At 56.3% G+C, this 15,720-nt stretch carries 11 protein-coding genes; 4 read left to right on the top strand and 7 right to left on the bottom strand.

Translation table 11 applies throughout. The annotated features are described in order from the left end of the window. Nucleotides 1-195: 195 nt before the first annotated feature. Nucleotides 196-1,083, bottom strand: a complete 888-nt coding sequence (gene pssA, locus R3F64_RS17820; protein WP_085920146.1) for a CDP-diacylglycerol--serine O-phosphatidyltransferase — start codon at nt 1,081-1,083, stop codon at nt 196-198. Nucleotides 1,084-1,261: 178 nt separating this feature from the next. After that, a complete protein-coding gene (gene ilvC, locus R3F64_RS17815) occupies nt 1,262-2,278 on the bottom strand; it encodes a ketol-acid reductoisomerase (protein WP_085920145.1) in 1,017 nt (338 codons plus the stop codon). Nucleotides 2,279-2,475: 197 nt separating this feature from the next. On the opposite strand from ilvC, the gene ilvY reads away from it, so the two are divergent. Further along, entirely contained in the window at nt 2,476-3,363 is an 888-nt protein-coding gene (gene ilvY, locus R3F64_RS17810) for an HTH-type transcriptional activator IlvY (RefSeq protein WP_085920144.1), read from the top strand. Nucleotides 3,364-3,436: 73 nt separating this feature from the next. On the opposite strand, the gene ilvN is transcribed toward ilvY, so the two are convergent. The 5 genes from ilvN to rluD form a co-directional block, all read right to left on the bottom strand. After that, nucleotides 3,437-3,928 (bottom strand): acetolactate synthase small subunit, encoded by a 492-nt coding sequence (ilvN, locus tag R3F64_RS17805; protein ID WP_066316765.1) that lies wholly within the window; start codon nt 3,926-3,928, stop codon nt 3,437-3,439. Beyond that, nucleotides 3,928-5,652: an acetolactate synthase 3 large subunit gene (locus R3F64_RS17800; protein WP_085920143.1), complete on the bottom strand. Its 1,725-nt coding sequence runs from the start codon at nt 5,650-5,652 to the stop codon at nt 3,928-3,930. The genes ilvN and R3F64_RS17800 overlap by 1 nt, the downstream gene beginning before the upstream one ends. Nucleotides 5,653-6,066: 414 nt before the next feature. Beyond that, the gene (gene clpB, locus R3F64_RS17795; protein WP_332612876.1) at nt 6,067-8,661 is read right to left on the bottom strand and encodes an ATP-dependent chaperone ClpB; all 2,595 of its coding nucleotides are present in this window, start codon (nt 8,659-8,661) and stop codon (nt 6,067-6,069) included. A 144-nt stretch (nt 8,662-8,805) separates the two neighbouring features. After that, nucleotides 8,806-9,561, bottom strand: a complete 756-nt coding sequence (gene pgeF, locus R3F64_RS17790; protein ID WP_332612874.1) for a peptidoglycan editing factor PgeF — start codon at nt 9,559-9,561, stop codon at nt 8,806-8,808. After that, nucleotides 9,558-10,517, bottom strand: coding sequence for a 23S rRNA pseudouridine(1911/1915/1917) synthase RluD (rluD, locus tag R3F64_RS17785; RefSeq protein WP_085920140.1), 960 nt, complete (start codon nt 10,515-10,517; stop codon nt 9,558-9,560). Before rluD ends, pgeF begins: the two co-directional genes overlap by 4 nt. 159 nt (nt 10,518-10,676) lie before the next feature. Here rluD and R3F64_RS17780 point away from each other — a divergent pair, with 159 nt between their 5' ends. The 3 genes from R3F64_RS17780 (at nt 10,677) to R3F64_RS17770 (ending at nt 15,715) form a co-directional block, all read left to right on the top strand. Next, nucleotides 10,677-11,489 (top strand): outer membrane protein assembly factor BamD, encoded by an 813-nt coding sequence (locus tag R3F64_RS17780; protein WP_085920139.1) that lies wholly within the window; start codon nt 10,677-10,679, stop codon nt 11,487-11,489. Between the two features lie 249 nt (nt 11,490-11,738). Further along, entirely contained in the window at nt 11,739-13,454 is a 1,716-nt protein-coding gene (locus R3F64_RS17775; protein ID WP_264824845.1) for a methyl-accepting chemotaxis protein, read from the top strand. A 104-nt stretch (nt 13,455-13,558) separates the two neighbouring features. Further along, nucleotides 13,559-15,715, top strand: a complete 2,157-nt coding sequence (locus tag R3F64_RS17770; RefSeq protein ID WP_332612871.1) for a putative bifunctional diguanylate cyclase/phosphodiesterase — start codon at nt 13,559-13,561, stop codon at nt 15,713-15,715. Nucleotides 15,716-15,720 lie beyond the last annotated feature (5 nt).

Here is a 15,720-nt window from a genome sequence, read left to right as displayed (position 1 = left end):
CCAATGTTTGTCAACGGCTGTTTGGCAGAAGCGAAGGAAATGTTTAACTCAACTTTCCTTCCTGCTATTTGCCTAACCTACTGACAAACCGAGGTTTTTACACCTCATTCACCGCTGGCAACGCTGGGCGTCCCCGGCAGCGGATGCGTACTTTACGGCTTTGCTGACGAGGACGCAAGGGGCGTGCGGAATTTTTTAACTTTTCGGTTTTGCCTTGCGCATGACGGCCAATACAGGACCAGAGAGCACGTAGGTACCAAACAGCAAAAGCAGCATGACAGACGGCTCAACGGAAATCATCACAAAGCCCAGCACCACGGCTAGCAGGACCACGAAAGGCACTGGTTTTTTGAAGTCGAGGTCCTTGAAGCTGTAATAGCGAATGTTGCTGACCATCAGCACGCCAGCCGCCGCCACAACCACCAGCATCAACAGTTTGAAGCCAAAAGCATCTGCGTCGAAGCTATGGAATGTCCATACGCTCGCCGCCACCAGCGCCGCGGCTGAGGGGCTGGGCAAGCCGATAAACCATTTTTTGTCCACGCTACCAATCTGCACATTAAAGCGCGCCAAGCGCAGTGCCGCGCAAGCAACGTAGAGAAATGCCACCACCCAGCCTGTTTTACCAATGTCCTGCAGAATCCAGGTAAAGGCGACGAGCGCGGGCGCCATGCCAAAAGAAATCATGTCGGCAAGACTGTCGTATTCGGCACCAAAAGCACTTTCTGTATTGGTCATACGAGCAACTCGACCATCTAGCCCGTCAAGCACCATGGCAATAAAGATGGCGACGGCCGCCGCTGTAAAGTCACCATTGATCCCCGCCACCACGGCAAAGAATCCTGAAAACAGCGCCGAAGTAGTAAACAAGTTGGGCAGCAGGTAGATACCCTTGCGGCGAACCTTTTTGCCATCTTCAACCGCTTCTTCAACCACTTCCGTGTCGCGCAAGAAGGCTGCTGCCAAGTCCTCATTGCCGCCTATTTCTGATTGGTCAGCGGTATCTGGTCGCGTACTGCCTGCCTGGTTTTCGCCAGAATGATCTGAACTTGGTTGCTCTTGATCGCGAGCGTCCTGGGTCATAGGTCTCATCCATTAAAAGTAAATCACGGGAACAGTGATCACTTTCATTCTACACGCTGAAGACTTATCAGCCAGTCAATTGCGCCCGAGCGTGCCTTAAACAATCGCACCATAAAAAACGGGGCGCGCCAGTGCGCACCCCGTTAGCCTTCCCTGTGGTGTTAATGACTTACCACCATCAGTTTTTAGACTTATCAACCAGTTGATTAGCGGCGATCCATGGCATCATGCCACGCAGCTTGGCACCCACCTGCTCAATGTCGTGCTCGGCATTAAGGCGGCGACGCGCGGTCATTGAAGGATAGTTGCTGTTACCTTCGTTGATGAACATCTTGGCGTACTCACCCGTTTGAATACGTTTCAATGCATTGCGCATGGCGGCACGCGACTGCTCATTGATGACCTCGGTGCCGGTCACGTACTCGCCATACTCCGCGTTATTGGAGATGGAGTAGTTCATGTTGGCAATGCCGCCTTCGTACATCAGGTCGACGATCAGCTTGAGCTCGTGCAGACACTCAAAGTAAGCCATTTCTGGTGCGTAACCCGCCTCTGTGAGGGTTTCGAAACCAGCTTTTACCAACTCAACGGCACCACCACATAACACTGCCTGCTCACCAAACAGATCCGTTTCGGTCTCGTCTTTGAAGGTAGTTTCAATGATGCCGCTGCGGCCACCGCCTACACCCGCCGCATAGGAAAGCGCCAATTCCTTGGCACTGCCCGATGCATCCTGATGGATAGCGATCAGATCAGGAATACCGCCACCTTTTACAAACTCAGAGCGTACAGTGTGACCCGGCGCTTTCGGTGCAATCATGATCACATCGAGATCTTTACGCGGTTCAATCTGGTTGTAGTGAATGTTGAAGCCATGGGCAAACGCCAGAGTGGCACCCTCTTTCAGGTTCGGCTCGACTTCCTGCTCATAGATAGCCTTTTGATTCTCATCCGGCGCCAGAATCATCACCACATCGGCGGTTTGGCAGGCTTCAGGAACAGTAGCGACTTTCAGGCCAGCGCCTTCTGCCTTGGCCGCCGACGAAGAACCTTTGCGCAATGCAACGGTGACATCGACACCTGATTCTTTCAGGTTGTTGGCGTGGGCATGCCCCTGAGAACCATAACCAACGATGGTGACTTTCTTGGCTTGGATAAGGGACAGGTCACAGTCTTTATCGTAATAAACGCGCATGGCAATACTCCAAAAATGGGTTGAATCAGCAGTTTGAATAGCGTGTGGTTCAGCGTTGATGGCCACCCGTGCCGTCTTCTGCAGCACTGGGATTCGTCATTGGAGTCACTCTACGACAGCATCGCCGTTGCGTAAAACGCTATGTTTGCAACATACTATTTCACTTTATGAAATATTCTCGAGGATACTGGCCTGCCATGGACTTCCGCTTACTCAAACATGTGGTCACCCTGGCCGAGACGCTGCATTATGGTCGCGCCAGCGAACTTTGCCACATCAGTCCGTCAACACTCAGCCGCTCGATTCAGCACGTTGAAGCTGAACTTGGCACTCGCCTGTTTGAGCGCGACAACCGTCATGTCACGCTGACCTCGCAAGGCTTGGCGTTTCATCACTACGCCAAAGACACGCTGGAGCAGTGGGAAACGCAAAAGCGCACCCTCGCGGCCACCACCGAACAGCTGCGCGGTGAAATCAGCATTTACTGCTCGGTCACCGCCAGCTACAGCTTTCTCTATGAGTTATTGAGCGATGTCCGCACGCGTCATCCGGGCATTGAGCTCAAGCTGCACACCGGCGACCCCGCCAACGCCATGACCCGGGTGCTGGATGGCGCTGACGATATGGCGATTACACCGCGCCCGCGCATACCGCCTGGCGCACTGGCCTTTAAATCGCTCACACGCTCGCCGTTAGTATTTATTGCGTCCAACGAGACACAGGACTGGCTACCACTCGAACCCGAAAGCTCGACCGCTGCGCAGTGGCAACGGGTGCCCATGATTCTGTCTGAAGCGGGGCTATCCAGGGAGCATACCAATACCTGGTTCAAGGCATTGGGAATCGCACCGCGGATTTATGCCCAGGTGGCCGGACATGAAGCCATCGTCAGCATGGTAGGCCTGGGTTTTGGCGTGGGCGTAGTGCCGAAAATTGTACTGGATAACAGCCCGCTGGCCGGGCGGGTTCAGGTGCTGAACGTGAAACCTGAACTCCCTCACTACGATGTTGGGTTATGCGTACTCAACCGACGTTTAAAAAATCCCATGATCGACGCTTTCTGGGCAACCGTCAGCGCCCGGTAAAAACCTTCACCCATGAAAAAGGCCGCCCAGAGAGGGCGGCCTTTCGACCAGAGGCATTCGTCAACAGAGCTGCCTACAGCGACAGCACCTTGTCGCCGCGGGCAATACCCGACACCCCGGTACGCGCCACTTCCAGAATACCCACCGGTGCCATGGCCTGAAGGAAGGCATCCAGCTTGGCGGCATCGCCGGTGATCTGTACCGTGTAAAGGCTCGGCGTGACATCGACCACCTGGGCGCGGAAGATATCCACCGTGCGCTTCACCTCGTCACGCGCGGCGCCTAGCGCTTTCACCTTCACCAGCATCAGTTCACGCTCGATATGGTTGCCTTCGGTGAGATCCACCAGTTTGACCACATCAATCAGTTTGTTGAGGTGCTTGGTGATCTGCTCAATCACCCGGTCATCGCCCACCGTCGTCACTGTAAGGCGCGACAGCGACGGGTCTTCCGTGGGTGCGACGTTAAGCGTTTCAATGTTGAAGTTTCGCTGGGAAAACAGCCCGACCACACGTGACAGCGCACCCGGTTCGTTTTCCATCAGAATCGAGATGATATGACGCATCAGGTACGCTCCGTTTTAGACAGCAGCATGTCGCGCATGGCGCCCAACGGCACCTGCATCGGATAGACGTGCTCAAAAGGGTCGACCTTCACGTCAAGAAACACCAGCTCGTGCTTGTCAGCAAACGCCCGCTCCATCGCCGGTTCCAACTCATCAATGGTTGTCACGGTGATCGCGGTGAACCCATACGCCTCAATCAACATATGAAAATCGGGCAGCGACTCCATATAGGAGTGGGCGTGGCGCGACTTGTAGTTCAAGTCCTGCCACTGACGCACCATGCCAAGCGAGGCATTGTTGAGATTGACAATCTTGACACCGACACCGTACTGCTTACAGGTCGAAAGCTCCTGCATCATCATCTGAAAGCTGCCTTCACCGGTGACGCATACCACGTCATCGTCCGGGAAGTTCTGCTTGATACCCATGGCAGCCGGGAAGCCAAATCCCATGGTGCCCAGCCCCCCTGAGGTAATCAGTCGGTTGGGTTTATCAAACTTGTAGTATTGCGCCGCGAACATCTGGTGCTGGCCCACGTCGGTGGTCACGTAGGCCTCACCGCGGGTCACCCGGCAAAGCGCTTCGATTACCTCCTGAGGCTTGAGGGCTTCCCCCGTGCTGGACGGCTCGTAAAGTTTGCCTTCACGGTCGGCGCGCCAGTCATCAATCTTCTGCCACCATTCCGTCAGTGCTTCCGGATGCGCAATTTCCTGCCCCTGCACCAGACTAATCATCTCATTAATGACACTTGAGGCCGGGCCCACAATCGGCACATCGGCGCGTACGGTCTTGGAGATGGAGCTTGGGTCGACATCGACGTGAATAATCTTCGCCGTTGGGCAGAACTTCGACGTATTGTTCGTCACGCGGTCGTCAAAGCGCGCACCAATGGCGATGATCAGGTCCGCATGATGCATCGCCATATTGGATTCATAGGAACCATGCATCCCCAGCCAGCCCAAACACTGCCGGTCACTTTGAGGGTACGAGCCAATCCCCATCAATGTGGTGGTTATCGGAAAGCCCAGTTGCTTGACCAGGTCGGTCAGACCGTCGCTGGCCTTACCCAGCACGACACCGCCGCCGGTATAGAATACCGGGCGCTTGGCCTTGAGCATCATCTCGACGGCTTTCTTTATCTGCCCTGTATGGCCTCGGGTCACCGGGTTGTAGGAGCGCATCTTGACCTTCTTCGGGTAGACGTACTCGTAACGCTCGGTGGGTGCGGTCATGTCTTTGGGAATATCGACCACGACGGGGCCGGGACGTCCAGTGGCCGCCAGGTAGAAGGCTTTTTTTAGCACTTCCGGGATTTCGGATGGGTGACGAATCGAGAAGCTGTGCTTCACAATCGGGCGGGTCACACCGACGATATCGGTCTCCTGGAAGGCATCATCGCCGATCAGGTGACTCATTACCTGCCCACACAGCACCACCATGGGAATCGAGTCCATATAAGCGGTAGCAATGCCGGTCACGGCGTTGGTGGCACCCGGGCCCGAGGTCACCAGCACACAGCCGGGCTTGCCGGACGCGCGTGCATAACCGTCGGCTGCATGGGTCGCCGCTTGTTCGTGACGCACCAGAATGTGCTTCACCTTGTCCTGGCGGAAGAGCGCATCATAGATATGCAGCGCCGCACCGCCGGGATAACCATAAATGTATTCGACGCCCTCATCTTGCAAGAAGCGGGCAATCATATCTGCGCCGGAAAGCAGTTCCACAGTGTTTCTCCCCTGAAGGTCTCGAGTGCGATCCGCAGACAATTCTACGGTGTCGAGTGCGGCGGTATGCCGCTGCCAGCCATCGCTGGCACCTGATGCCAAACCCTGGCATAAGGCCCGGTTAGGGCCTGCACTCTTATCACGGCAGTTCGCCGTGTCGGGGCGTTGGCCAGGTCGGGCGGTTAGCCCAAGCCCGGAAGTCCTTCGGCGGGTAGAGGCATTCGCCTACCCTTCGCGCGGGGACTGGGGATTACCCGTTGGTTCCGCGCCCGCAAATCAGGAACCCTCAAGATTCCATTAGCATCCTCAGCCTGTCAACCTTCGATCCAACGAAAGCCGACAAACAGGTTATTTGAAAGCAAAAAAAGCCCCGCTGACATCGTCAAGCGGGGCTGATAGGCAGAGAACCTTATATTAAGAGAACACTAATTTACCATCGGCCGCACTGATATGAATGGTGTCGCCGGGTGAAAATTTGCCGGCCAGCAGATCCTGGGACAAGGGGTTCTCGATACGGCTTTGAATCGCCCGCTTGAGCGGCCTTGCACCATATACCGGGTCAAACCCCACTACGGCTAACTGTGCCAAGGCATCGTCACTGATTTCCAGACGTAACTCGTGCTCAGCAAGGCGCGCTTTCAGGCGCTCAAGCTGAATGCCGGCAATCGCCTGAATCTGCTCTTGGCCAAGCGCGTGGAACACCACCACTTCATCGATACGGTTGATCAATTCAGGCCGGAAGTGGTTACCCACCACCTCCATGACGCTATTTTTCATCACTTCGTAATCACTGTCTTGATCCTCACCAGCGCCTCCGCCCATACGCTGGATAATGTCCGATCCCATGTTGGAGGTCATGACGATCACGGTATTGCGAAAATCTACCGTGCGGCCCTGACCGTCGGTCAAACGCCCGTCTTCCAGCACCTGGAGCAGGATATTGAACACATCAGGGTGAGCCTTCTCTACCTCGTCCAACAGCATTACCGAATAGGGCTTGCGGCGCACCGCTTCAGTCAAGTAGCCGCCCTCTTCGTAGCCCACGTAACCGGGCGGCGCACCGATCAGACGGGCCACGGAGTGCTTCTCCATGAACTCCGACATGTCGATACGCACCATGGCTTCCTCGGTGTCGAACAGGTAGTTGGCCAGCGACTTGCACAGCTCTGTCTTACCTACCCCGGTGGGGCCGAGAAACAGGAACGAGCCGTTCGGGCGGTTGGGGTCAGCAAGACCGGCCCGTGAGCGACGCACGGCGTTGGCCACGGCCTCGACCGCTTCATCCTGGCCGATTACCCGTTCGTGCAGCGCCTCTTCCATACGCAGCAGCTTGTCCCGCTCGCCTTCCAGCATCTTGGCGACCGGAATACCCGTCCAGCGGGAAACGACCTCGGCAATCTCCTCCTCCGTCACGTTGGAGCGCAGCAGTTGATGGCTTGAGGTATCCGTTTCGCTGTCGGCGCTTTCAGCGATTTTCTTCTCCAGCTCGGGTATCTTGCCGTACTGAATCTCCGACATGCGGCCCAGGTCACCCTGGCGGCGGGCCTGTTCAAGATCGATACGGGCCTGTTCCAGGTCGGCCTTGAACTGCGCTGCCCCCTGAATACTGGCCTTCTCGGCTTTCCAGATCTCATCCAGATCCGCGTACTCGCGCTCCAACTCGTGGATCTGGTTGTTGAGCGCTTCCAGGCGTTTTTTGGTCGCCTCGTCGGTCTCTTTCTTAAGCGCTTCGCGCTCCATCTTGAGCTGAATCAAGCGGCGGTCGAGCTTATCCATCTCCTCAGGCTTGGAATCCAGCTCCATACGAATACGCGAGGCTGCTTCATCGATCAGGTCGATGGCTTTATCGGGCAACTGGCGGTCGGTAATGTAGCGAGTGGAGAGTTTTGCCGCGGCAATAATCGCCGAGTCCGTGATATCGACGCCGTGGTGGACCTCGTAGCGCTCCTTAAGGCCACGCAGAATCGCCACAGTGTCCTCTTCCGTCGGCTCGTCGACCAGCACCTTCTGGAAACGGCGCTCAAGCGCGGCATCTTTCTCGATATGCTGGCGATACTCATCCAGGGTAGTGGCGCCCACGCAATGCAACTCACCGCGAGCCAGCGCCGGCTTAAGCATATTACCCGCATCCATGGCGCCTTCGGCCTTGCCTGCGCCAACCATGGTGTGCAGCTCATCGATGAACAGGATCACCCGGCCTTCTTCCTGGGAGAGCTCCTTGAGCACCGCTTTCAGGCGCTCTTCAAAATCGCCGCGGAACTTGGCCCCCGCCAGCAACGCGCCCATATCCAACGACAGCACGCGCTTGTCTTTCAGGCCTTCTGGGACTTCGCCATCGACGATCCGCTGCGCCAGACCTTCGACAATGGCAGTTTTACCGACACCGGGCTCACCGATGAGAACAGGGTTGTTCTTGGTGCGACGCTGCAGCACCTGGATGGTGCGACGAATTTCGTCGTCGCGGCCAATCACCGGATCCAGCTTGCCGTCCAGCGCGCGCTGAGTCAGGTCCAAGGTGTACTTGTTGAGCGCCTCACGCTGGTCCTCAGCGTTCGGGTCGTCCACCTTGGCGCCCCCGCGCAAGCTATCTATGGCGGCTTCAAGCGATTTGCGGGTAAGCCCGACCTGCTTCATCAACTTGGTGATGGCGCTGTTCATTTCCAGCGCGGCCAGCAGCACCAGCTCGCTGGCAATAAACTGGTCGTCACGCTTCTGCGCTTCGCGGTCGGTCAAGTTGAAAAGCTTGACCAAATCCCGCGAGGGCTGCACCTCGCCATCGAACTGGCCGACCTTGGGCAAATCGTCAAGTTGCTGAACCAAGCCATCGCGCAGGCGCGAACTACTGCCCTCAGCTTTTTCGACCAGGGCCTTGATGCCGGTATCTTTGGTATCCAGTAGCGCCAGCAGCAAGTGAGCAGGCTCAAGCTGGTTGTGTCCACGGCCAACAGCCACTGATTGCGCCTCGGCAATGGCGGCCTGAAGCTTGGCGGTAAATTTATCAAATCGCATAGTTTCCTCCTGGGGGTGGCCGCGCGTTTGGACGTACGGCGTATCCCGATAACCTGTCATCATCGTGCTAATCACGATTAGATTGACTAGTTAAATGGCGTCAGCGCCAGGAGGTTTCAAGGGGAAGTGTGACCGTCTGCTGATTTACTTGATCCAGATCACGCTCGCCATTCTGCCGGTACGGCCGCCGTCTCGACGATAGGAGTAAAAGCGTGACTCGCAGGCAGTGCAGAAGTGACCGCCGCTGATGTGATGAATCCCCAACGCCTCAAGACGAAAGCGGGCCAACCGGTAGAGGTCAGCCATGTGATGCCCCAGACGATAAGGGCTGTGGTCGAACGCATCCGCCGTTTCAGGCTGAGCTGCCACAAAGGCCCCGTAGACCTCGGGGCCCACTTCAAATTGCGCGTTCGATATCGCCGGGCCCAGCCACACCAGAATATCGTCCGGTTCACTGTTCATCGCTGAGACCGTGGCTTCCAACACGCCCGTGGCCATGCCACGCCAGCCCGCGTGGGCAACCGCCACCTGGGTCCCCGCTCGGTTGCAAAACAATACCGGCAGGCAGTCGGCCGTCAGCACCACACAGGCGTAGCCGCGGTCATTGGCAATCGCCGCGTCAGCCTCTGGCGCATCACATTGAAACGCCTGCTGAACGCGCGCGCCATGGACTTGATTGAGCCACAGCAATGGACGCTCATCACCGAGTTCTTTTTCAAGTAACCGACGACACAGATCAACGTGGTCAGCGTTATCACCGACATGGGCAGCCGGATTGAAGGCAGCAAAATCACCTTGGCTGGGCCCCGTTTCCCGGGTGGTGACAAACGCCCCCACGTTAGCCGGTGCCGGCCAATCAGGCACCAACAGCGTGGGCTTCAGGTCAATGGCATCGCTCATTGCATGGTCTCGCTATCGTCGCGCAGGTAGTCCAACAACATTAGTAGATCATCAGGCAGGCCTGCGTGGAAAGTCAGTGTTTCGCCGCTAACAGGGTGGATAAATCGCAGCTTGCGCGCGTGCAGCGCCTGACGGGGAAACTCGCGCAGTATGTCTTTTAATGGACCAGCAGCGCCAGGCGGCAGCTTGGCGCGCCCGCCATAGAGCTGATCACCAATCAGCGGGTAGCGGGCGTGGGCCATGTGGACACGGATCTGGTGAGTGCGCCCGGTTTCCAGCTGGCAGCGAACGTGCGTATGCGCACGAAAGCGCTCCACCACACGAAAATGGGTCACCGCCGGTTTGCCTGAGGCGTTCACCGCCTGGCGTTTACGATCTTTGGGATGGCGTCCAATCGGTGCATCGATCGTGCTGCCCGCGATCGGCTTGCCAATCACCACGGCATCGTACTGGCGGGAAACAGTGCGCGCCTGTAGCTGCTCAACCAGAGCGGTTTGCGCGGGCAGGGTCTTGGCCACCATCATTAGCCCGGTGGTATCTTTATCCAGCCGGTGGACGATGCCTGCCCGGGGGACTTCCGCCAACGCAGGATGATGATACAACAGGGCGTTCAACAACGTGCCATCCGGGTTGCCCGCCGCCGGGTGAACCACCATCCCCGCTGGCTTGTTGACCACCATCACCGTCTCGTCTTCAAAGACGATATCCAGCGGGATCGCCTGAGGCTCAAAACGCGTATCTTCCTCGAGTGTTGCTTGCAGCACGAGCGTCTCGTAACCGTGCAACTTCGCCTTGGGTTTGGCTTTTTCGCCATCGACCGTCAACGCACCGGCATTGATCCACGCTTTCAAACGTTCACGAGAGTAATCACTGAACAACTCGGCCGCCGCTTGGTCCAAACGGGCACCTGCCAATGACGTTGGCACGCGTTGCGTCGCTTCAACACTGCGAGGCATAGGATAACTTCCTTTAACGACACCCCGGCAATGTAATACGAAGCCTGCGTTTTTTGCCGAGGTGATTTATAGTGGGCTGACTGTGACTTATTCTACCATTTCTACTCATGGCCATCGTCGCTTTTCGGTGATTGAGGCTTGTTTGCAACGAGGATGATGATGCGCGCTTTTTCCGCTGCCAACCGCTTTGGCGTGTTTGCTTTAAGTTTTGCTCTACTGGCTGGGTGCGCCAGCAATGGCAACAACGACACAGCCTACGACGATGACGAATACGCTGGCGTTGCCGAGCGTGAACTCTACGAACGGGCGCGCGATGCTCTTGATGCGAACCGCTTCAATATCGCGGTAGAACGCCTGGAGGCGCTGGACACCCGCTACCCGTTTGGCGAGCACGCTGAACAGGCCCAGTTGGAGTTGATTTACGCCTATTACGAGAATGGCGACTGGGAAGAAGCGCGCGCCGCCGCCAGCCGATTCATTCGCTTGCACCCCGATCACCCTCAGGTCGATTATGCCTATTACCTGCGGGGCTTGTCTGCCTGGCAGGCAGGGCGTTTCAGCCTTGAGCGCCTGCGCTTGATTGATATCTCCAAGCGCGACTTAGGCGCCACACGTGATGCTTACAGCGATTTCCGTGAGCTGATTCAGCGCTACCCACAAAGCGAGTATGCACCGGATGCTCAGCAGCGAATCGTGTACCTGCGTGAATTGCTCGCTCGCCATGAACTCCATGTGGCCGATTACTACCTGCGTCGCGGCGCCTATCTTGCCGCCGTTAAGCGCGGTCGCTGGGTGATCGAAAACTACCCTGAATCCAACGCCACTCACGATGCACTTGCCACCATGATAGAAGGCTACCAGGGTCTGGAGATGGACGACCGAGCCAACGAAGTGCTCGCGGTTCTGCGCGACAATGCGCCCAACCATGACCAGCTAGAAGGCAATCGGTTTGTACCCAAGCATATCGATTAGCGTATCGCGTATTCGCCATGTCAGGCGTTGACATGAGCTAGCAAGAAAGCTGTACAAGTTTTCTTGCTAAACCGCCATTTTAAAAGCCACGCATTCGCGTGGCTTTTCTTTTTATACTTATACTTATCAATTAGTTAACAAAAAACCACGCTAAATCCGCCGCCAATAGTTGTACAAAAGCTATATAAATGACTAATATCCTCGTACCAACATGATCAAGCATCTAAACGGTGCCTAAGGAGAAACTCAATGCTTTTGTCAAACTCACGGTTCACGGGAACCAAGATCAGTACGCGTCTTACCCTGGGGTTTTCGGCACTCCTTGCGCTTCTCGTGATATTGACGGGCATTGGTATCTACCAGGTCAACCAGATTGACCGCGACCTCGCAGTCATCAACGACGTCAACGGCGAAAAGCAGCGTCACGCGATTGACTGGCGAGGCAGTGTCCATGACCGCGCCATCGCGCTGCGCGACATTGTGCTCACTGGCGACGGCAACATTGCTGCGCTTCAGGACACCATGCAGCGTTTGCAGGACAACTACACTAGCGCCTCAGCAGGCATGCAGAGCGTTATCGCCAACAACGCCAGCCTACAGGGCCAAAACAACAGCGAAGAGCAAAACATACTCAGCCGTATTGAAGAGCAAGCCGAGTCGACCCGTGCGCTCACCGACGAAGTACTGGATGCCCATGCGCAAGGAAATTATCAAGCGGCTGAGCAGTTACTGCTGGCTGAAGCCGGGCCTGCCTATGCCGAATGGCTCAACCGCATCAACCAGTTCATCGATTATCAGGAACAGCTGAATAACGCTACCACTGCGTCCGCTCGCGATACCGCATCCGGCTTCCAGATGCAGATGCTCGGCCTGACTGTATTCGCCTTGCTTGTAGGCGGCTTTATTGCGGTCTTCATGACCCGTCAGCTGATGCGTGAGCTGGGCGCCGAGCCCCATGAAGTCAAGGCGTTTGCCGAAGCCATTGGGCGTGGCGAGCTGGATAGCCAAGGGCGCTTGAAGAAGGGCGACAAGCGCAGCATCATGGCCTCTCAGGTGGAGATGGCGCGTCAACTGCAGGGCATCGTCGCTGACGTTCGGGCATCAGCCCAGGCGGTCGCCAGCAACAGCGAGCAAATTGCCGAGGGCAATAACGACCTGTCATCGCGTACCGAGCAACAGGCCAGCGCACTGGCAGAGACCGCCTCGGCCATGGAACAGCTCAACAGCACCGTCAAACTCAACGCCGACAACTCCGAACAGGCCAGCCAGGAAGCGACCAGTGCTTCCCGTACAGCGACACAAGGCGGTGACGCCGTGCGTCAGGTGGCTGACACCATGAACGATCTCAACAAGAGTTCACAGGAAATCGCCGGGATTATCTCGACCATCGATGCCATCGCCTTCCAGACCAACATCCTGGCGCTGAACGCTTCCGTTGAAGCGGCCCGTGCTGGCGAACACGGCCGCGGCTTCGCCGTGGTGGCCGAAGAAGTTCGCAAACTTGCCCAGCGCAGTGCCGACGCCGCCCGCGAAATCAATGATTTGATCTCCAGCAATCTTGAGCGCGTCAAGCACGGCAATGAACGTGCCGCCGACGCCAACAAGTCCACCGAAGAGATCGTGGCGGCAATTGGCCGGGTCACCGACATCATGAAAGAAATCAGCCATGCCAGTGCTGAACAAAGTGCCGGGGTGCAGGAAGTCGGCCAAGCGGTTACCGAGATGGATCAGGTCACCCAGCAGAACGCTTCCCTCGTACATGAAAGTGCCACAGCTGCCAACAATTTACGTCAGAATGCCCATAAACTGATCGACTCCATGTCCATCTTCAAGCTGCCTACTAGCGGCTCAGACCACACGATGGCCTTGGCCTCGTCTCAGACCACCGCTAACACTATGCCAGCCGCCTCTCGACCCGCATTGCGTCAGCAGCAACAACCTCAGCCAGAGTGGGAAAGCTTCTAGGCAAAGGCCCCCTGTCTTCATTGCCACGGATAGGCACTCACCAAAAGAAAGGCTCCCAATGGGAAGGGAGCCCACTATTCAAGGCCCTCTGTGCTGAGGCGAATATGAAACCCACCCAAAATCTTATCGTGTTTTTCCTGCTGCCCGTCTTGATGTTCGTTGTTCCTGCCTTTGTGTTGGGCATGCTTGCCCTGGGCATTGCCCGAGAACAGTTCCTCGACCGTCACCAGACGCAATCAAACGATCTTGCCAGCCTGGTTGAAATGGCAACCTTCGAGCGCCGTCTCGGCGCCCTTCACGAACGCCTTAGCCACGTTCTCGTTGAAGCCGACAACGACCAGCTCAGTGCGTTTGATAGCTATAGCGAATACAGTCAAATTCACCTCAAGCTGAACGAAATGGGCGAGCGTATCGAGCATTTGGCGTCTTCGGGCCTGATTGATGGCATGCATGCCGAAAGTGCTGAAACGCTACTGGTCGCTTTTCAAAAATATCGGCGTTTTATCCAAATGGCCAACGAAGCCGCCACGCTTAATCAAGCAGACATCGGTTTTTTGATGCAGGAGGCGGAAAGCAACTTCAATCGTTTCATGATCCTCACCCAAGGTACCTTTGAAACACTCACCGAACGCGCCAGTGAACGTCATCAACAAACCTTCCATACCCTGAGCCGATCTATAACTACCCTTGCCTGGCTGGGATTAGGATTATTGAGCATACTGGTCGTCGCCGCTGTCTTTGCCGCTTGGCGTATCAACCGTCGACTGGTGATGGTTGGTGACGCCATCCTGGCGCTTTCCAACACGCACCAAGCATTACCTGACTTTGCCGATATCCAACACCTTAGCCAACGTCAGCGAGGGCCACTGAAGCGCATTGCCTCAGCACTGCTATCGTTTCGAAAAACCGAGCAGCAGCGTCGTGAGGCCGAACGCAAGGTACACCGACTGGCCTACTACGACAGCCTCACCCAACTGCCTAACTGGCAGCTAATGAAAGAGCACCTTCAGCATTCCCTGGACACCAACCAGCAGACAGAGACCTACGGCGCGTTGCTATACCTGGACGTGGACGACTTCAAACGCATCAATGACAGCTGCGGTCACCGGGCAGGCGATAGCCTGCTTCAAGAACTTTCCCGGCGGTTATCGGCCCTTGGTATCGAAGGCGCAACCATTGGACGAATAGGCGGTGATGAATTTGTCATGGTTGTGGATGGATTACCGGCGGATCAACTGAAGGCCGCCGAGAAAACCGAGCTGCTTACCGAGAAACTCCATCACGCTCTCGGCCAGCCTTATCTTTGGGAAGAAAAAGAGCACTTCCTGAGCACGAGTATTGGCGTAGTACTGTTTGGCGACGCAGCGCATAGCGTCGACAACCTTTTTCAATACGCCAACGCGGCTGCCCACCTTGCCAAACAGTCAGCTCCCAACGGCCTGAGGTTTTATGACCCGGCGGTGCAAGCTGAACTAGAAGCCAGGACCGAGCTGGAGCGCGACCTGCGCTTGGCCATTGAACGTCAGGAATTCATACTCGTTTATCAAACGCAGGTCGATAGCACAGGGCGGGCGATTGGCGCGGAAGCGCTGATTCGGTGGGAACATCCGCAGAAAGGCATGGTATCGCCAGGGACTTTTATCCCCTTGGCCGAAGAAACCGGACTGATCGTACCGATGGGCCAATGGGTGCTCGAAACCGCTTGTGAGCAGCTCGTTGCCTGGGCCGACGATGAGAGCACCGCGCATCTGACGCTTGCGGTCAACGTCAGCGCCAAACAGTTTCAGCAGCCCGATTTTGTCGATAGCGTACGTTGCGTACTCGCCAGGAGCGGCGCTCTGCCACAACGGTTAAAGCTGGAACTCACCGAAAGCATGATAATTGGTAACGTGGACGATACCATTGCCCGCATGCATCAGCTTAAAGCGCTGGGGATCAGTTTCGCCATGGATGATTTTGGTACCGGTTATTCATCGCTCCAGTACCTTAAACGACTGCCGCTGGACCAGATCAAAATCGATCAGGCGTTTGTCCGCGACCTGCATAAGGACGCGGACGATATGGCGATTGTGCAAACCATTATTGCCATGGGGCAGGCACTGGGTTTGAACGTGATCGCCGAAGGCGTAGAAACCCAGGAGCACTGGCGCCACCTCAACGATCACCAGTGCCATGCCTACCAGGGTTACTATTTCAGCAAACCGGTCTCCGCTGTCGAAATGGTAAAGCGGAGTCTGGCACCACCGCCGATACTTGACTAGGTCTC

Source organism: Halomonas sp. 5021 (assembly GCF_036663435.1).
Lineage (GTDB): Bacteria > Pseudomonadota > Gammaproteobacteria > Pseudomonadales > Halomonadaceae > Vreelandella > Vreelandella janggokensis.
This window is presented reverse-complemented; position numbering and strand designations above follow the sequence as displayed.

Bases quoted from the DNA above. Each gene is read 5' to 3' on its own strand.
- pssA (WP_085920146.1), bottom strand. From the start codon at position 1,083: ATGACCCAGGACGCTCGCGATCAAGAGCAACCAAGTTCAGATCATTCT.
- ilvC (WP_085920145.1), bottom strand. From the start codon at position 2,278: ATGCGCGTTTATTACGATAAAGACTGTGACCTGTCCCTTATCCAAGCC.
- ilvY (WP_085920144.1), top strand. From the start codon at position 2,476: ATGGACTTCCGCTTACTCAAACATGTGGTCACCCTGGCCGAGACGCTG.
- ilvN (WP_066316765.1), bottom strand. From the start codon at position 3,928: ATGCGTCATATCATCTCGATTCTGATGGAAAACGAACCGGGTGCGCTG.
- clpB (WP_332612876.1), bottom strand. From the start codon at position 8,661: ATGCGATTTGATAAATTTACCGCCAAGCTTCAGGCCGCCATTGCCGAG.
- pgeF (WP_332612874.1), bottom strand. From the start codon at position 9,561: ATGAGCGATGCCATTGACCTGAAGCCCACGCTGTTGGTGCCTGATTGG.
- rluD (WP_085920140.1), bottom strand. From the start codon at position 10,517: ATGCCTCGCAGTGTTGAAGCGACGCAACGCGTGCCAACGTCATTGGCA.
- R3F64_RS17780 (WP_085920139.1), top strand. From the start codon at position 10,677: ATGCGCGCTTTTTCCGCTGCCAACCGCTTTGGCGTGTTTGCTTTAAGT.
- R3F64_RS17775 (WP_264824845.1), top strand. From the start codon at position 11,739: ATGCTTTTGTCAAACTCACGGTTCACGGGAACCAAGATCAGTACGCGT.
- R3F64_RS17770 (WP_332612871.1), top strand. From the start codon at position 13,559: ATGAAACCCACCCAAAATCTTATCGTGTTTTTCCTGCTGCCCGTCTTG.